This is a genomic window from Streptomyces rectiviolaceus (assembly GCF_039533825.1).
GTDB lineage: Bacteria > Actinomycetota > Actinomycetes > Streptomycetales > Streptomycetaceae > Streptomyces > Streptomyces rectiviolaceus.
The window spans coordinates 1-1720 of record NZ_BAAAUG010000234.1; the positions used below are offsets into that span (position 1 = coordinate 1).

1 protein-coding gene and 2 pseudogenes are annotated in these 1720 nt (G+C 68.1%); 2 read left to right on the forward strand and 1 reads right to left on the reverse strand.

Features of this window, described 5'->3' with window-relative positions; all coding sequences use genetic code 11:
* Positions 1 to 204 precede the first annotated feature (204 nt).
* Together ABD378_RS43030 and ABD378_RS43035 are read left to right on the forward strand one after the other, a co-directional pair.
* Positions 205 to 459 carry a DEAD/DEAH box helicase family protein gene (locus ABD378_RS43030; protein ID WP_386542704.1) on the forward strand — a complete coding sequence of 85 codons (255 nt, stop codon included), beginning with the start codon at positions 205 to 207 and terminating at the stop codon, positions 457 to 459.
* A 245-nt stretch (positions 460 to 704) separates the two neighbouring features.
* A pseudogene (locus ABD378_RS43035) lies at positions 705 to 1496 on the forward strand (ATP-binding protein).
* A 94-nt stretch (positions 1497 to 1590) separates the two neighbouring features.
* Here the strand turns inward: ABD378_RS43035 and ABD378_RS43040 are convergent.
* Positions 1591 to 1720, reverse strand: a pseudogene (locus ABD378_RS43040) (MerR family transcriptional regulator); the annotation flags it as partial.

Below are 1720 nucleotides of genomic sequence, written 5' to 3' on the forward strand. Positions count from 1 at the left end.
TGTACAACAGCGGTGCCATGAAGCGCGGAGCCCGGTGACATCGAGTTGCAGATTCGCAGTCTGGCGTGTGGTGGCCACTCGCGTGATGCCACAGGCGTGCCCGAGGAAGAAGGCAGATCGAAATGGCAGTGAAGCGACTGCGTCCCCACCAACGAGAAGCCGTTGACGCAGTCCTGCGCGCTCGAGCTACCCGCGGGCTCGCTGATGCCGGAGCGGGGGCTCCGAACACAGGTGATCACGGCGACCGGATCTGGGAAGACTCAGGTCGCGGTACATAGCGCGGAAGAGCTTCACGCGGGCCGTGTGCTGGTGCTCGTGCCCTCGCTGGACCTCTTGGCGCAAACGGAGGCCGCGTGGCGCGAGGGCGGCCGCCGGGGACCGATGATCGGCGTGGCATCGATGGACGACGGCCCCAACGAGCAGTTCAGTGCCCGCTGTTACCAGCGGCCTGGGCGATGACAACGGGCCGCTGTACGGGCTGCAGCTGGCCGGCGGCGGCATGCGCCCCGTGTTGATCGACTTCGCGCGGGCGCCGCGGGAGAACGCCTCCGCTTCGGCCGCGTACTGCGGGGAGCTCGGCGCGGGCAAGTCCGTCGCGTTGAAGGCGGCGGTGTACGCGATCCCTGGCCGCCGGGCGCTGGAAGGGTGTGCGGGGCAGCCGCAGCCGTGCGGTGATCGTGGACCGCACGCCGAAGCAGGAATGGGTGAAGTTCGCCCGCTCCTGCCCCGGCGAGACCCAGGTCATCACCATCGACAACACCGCCTCCGTCTCCCTCGATCCGCTGCGGATCTTCGACAATCCCCAGGAGGCGCAGCGCTTCACCGAGTCCTTTCTGACTCTGCTGCTGGGCATGTCACCGATGAGTGATGAGGGCATCGCCCTGTCGGAGGCGATCTCCTCGGTGCTCGCCGGGCCGCAGGCCTCGATGCGGGTCCTGGCCGAGTAGCTGACCACGCGTGGTGCGGAAGATCCGGTCTCGCGGACGATGGCGCGCCGACTGGGCGCGGTGGCCCGCAAGGACCTGGGCCGGGCCCTGTTCGACGAGACGCTGCCCGTCGTGCGCACCTCCGAGGCCGACTCCGTGGTGTTCTCCGTCGCCTCCCTCGCGCTGCCCAAGAAGCGTGAGCTGGAAGGCTCGCGCGTGGACCGGCTCGAGTTCGAGAAGACGTTCGGGCGCGCGGCGATGTACTTGATCGCCGCCCTCTGCCGCAAGATCGGCTTCCAGCGCGACGAGGAGTTCACGGCCGCCGTGTGGGATGAGTGCTGGTGGCTTACCTCCTCCCCCGAGGGCTGCGAGCTGCTGCTGGAAGTCGTCCGCGATGGCCGCAAGCACAACTCGGCGGCGCTGGTCGGTTCGCACGACCCCAATGACATCGGACCTGCGGACAGCGAGATCGGCCAGGTCATCCTCGGGCTGATCCCCGCAACACCGACGTCGAGGTCTACCCCACGCACACGACCAAGTAGGGGCGGCGCCCGCGGTCGGCCCCGGTGAGTGACTGACCGCCCTATCCGGCCAGGATCTTGACCATCCAGCGTGTGGTCAGCCTGTGTCAGCGACGCTTGGCATGACCTTTCGCAGCAGGTTCTCAGACCGCGGTGGTGGGGTGTGCCGTTCCGGCAGTGCGGCGGTATTCGGTGTTGATGCGTTGGGCTTCTTCGAGCTGGTCTTCGAGGATGACGATGCGGCAGGCGGCCTCGATGGGGGTGCCCTGGTCG

Bases quoted from the DNA above. Each gene is read 5' to 3' on its own strand.
- ABD378_RS43030 (WP_386542704.1), top strand. From the start codon at position 205: ATGCCGGAGCGGGGGCTCCGAACACAGGTGATCACGGCGACCGGATCT.